Origin of the sequence: Pseudoalteromonas sp. APC 3250, from assembly GCF_030407915.1 — a bacterium.
Taxonomy (GTDB): Bacteria; Pseudomonadota; Gammaproteobacteria; order Enterobacterales; family Alteromonadaceae; genus Pseudoalteromonas; species Pseudoalteromonas tetraodonis.
Window position 1 is genome coordinate 1 of record NZ_JASDCM010000038.1, and the last position, 1,232, is coordinate 1,232.

Annotated in this window: 1 protein-coding gene; it reads left to right on the plus strand. The window is 41.6% G+C overall.

All coding sequences use genetic code 11. From position 1 onward, the window contains the following. Positions 1–64: 64 nt before the first annotated feature. Positions 65–1,215, plus strand: a protein-coding gene (locus QL986_RS18765; RefSeq protein ID WP_290191830.1) for an IS3 family transposase whose coding sequence is annotated in 2 segments (ribosomal slippage) — positions 65–335 and positions 335–1,215 — 1,152 coding nt in all. Because the reading frame shifts where the segments join, the coding sequence is not laid out codon by codon here. Positions 1,216–1,232 lie beyond the last annotated feature (17 nt).

A 1,232-nucleotide genomic window follows, 5' to 3' on the forward strand; every position in this document is an offset into this window, starting at 1 on the left:
TGATCTGCTTTAATCAAACAGGACACTTTAATAATGGAATATAATCCAATTATTGAGGTGTTAAATGACAAAACGAACAAACAGAAGTTACACAGCAGAATTTAAACAAGAAGCTGTGGCATTGGTAACCGAGCAAGGTTACAGCGTACCTAAGGCAGCAGCGTCTTTAGGTATCACAGATAAATTACTTTATAACTGGAAAGCTAAAGTTGAAGCAGAACAATCTGGTGCCAGTTTGAATGCTGATGAGCGGGCTGAGCTGTTAAGGCTTCGCAAGGAAAATAAAGAGCTAAGGATGGAAAAAGAAATTTTAAAAAAGGCCAGCGCCCTCCTGCTAAAAGAAACCAGGTAACGTTTAAAACGATTAAGCAGTTATCCTCGGTGTTTCCCGTGGTTAAGCTCTGCAAAGTGATGAAAGTAAGCCGCAGTGCTTATTATGCTTGGCTTAAGCGGCCAGCAAAAGTAATTACTGTAGAGCAGCTTAATTTATATCGAAAGGCCAAGTATTTCTTCAAGAAAAGCAGAAATAGCTTAGGCTACCGAGAGCTTAGAAAGAAGTTACGCAGTGAGGGCTTTAGCGTCAGTGATTATGGCGTTCAGAAATTAATGGCAACACTTGGTTTAGTCGTTACTCAACGAGTGGCATACAAGGTAACAACCAAGCGTAAATACAGTGATGCCGTTGCTGATAATCTTTTGAATCAGAACTTTAATCCTGTTGCGCCAAATCAGGTGTGGGCTGGTGATGTGACTTATCTAAGAACTGGCGAAGGTTGGATGTATCTGGCTATCGTCATGGACTTATATTCACGTCGTATTGTTGGTTGGCATATTGATAAACGCATGACGACTGACTTAGTTAGCAAGGCGATGATGAAAGCTTATAACTTACGGCAGCCACCAAAAAGCTTGGTGTTTCACAGTGATAGAGGTTCACAGTACACCAGTAAACAATATCGACAATTACTATGGAGTTATGGCGTCAGAGCCAGTATGGGCGATGTCGGTGCGTGTTGGGATAATGCGGTTGTTGAACGATTCTTCGGCAGCTTAAAACATGATTGGCTGTTGAAAGTTCCGCAACCAACTCGTGAGCATATGAGAAATGATGTGGCAGCGTATATGCGCTATTACAACTTAGAGCGACTTCATACTGCTAATGGTGATCTATCGCCAGTAGAGTATGAGCAAAGTTCCTTAAGAAAAGTGTCCTGATTTAGTTGTGCAGAACA